The sequence below is a fragment of the Halomonas sp. MCCC 1A11062 genome, assembly GCF_021404355.1.
Taxonomy (GTDB): domain Bacteria; phylum Pseudomonadota; class Gammaproteobacteria; order Pseudomonadales; family Halomonadaceae; genus Halomonas; species Halomonas aerodenitrificans.
The window spans coordinates 1-299 of record NZ_JABFTW010000083.1; the positions used below are offsets into that span (position 1 = coordinate 1).

The following is a 299-nucleotide window of genomic DNA, read 5'->3' on the forward strand; positions in this document are numbered from 1 at the left end:
GTCGAGGTTGGCGTCGGGGCCGATGCGCAGTGCCAGGGCCGCTGGGGTGGTCAGCAGGCGACCGCCTAGGTCATCATCGCCGCGGGTGGCTTGACCATAGTCTTCCAGACGCATCAGCAAGGCCTGAGAGCCGGCGCATGTGAGGCCCAGGCTATGCACCGTGACGGCCGCGTTGTCGTGGGTCTCACGTAGATAAACATCGAAGGCCTGGCCAGCAAAGCGGGTGATTGGCGCTCGGCGATGCCGGCCCTGCTCGACCAGGCCCAGGCTACCAAGCAGCTGTTCCACGGCCTGTCGGT

The 299-nt window shown here is 66.2% G+C and carries 1 protein-coding gene; it reads right to left on the minus strand.

Going from position 1 to position 299, the window contains the following annotated elements:
• Positions 1-288 (minus strand): hypothetical protein (locus tag HOP58_RS22895; RefSeq protein WP_234261937.1); only part of this gene is annotated, 288 nt, incomplete at its 3' end.
• Positions 289-299 lie beyond the last annotated feature (11 nt).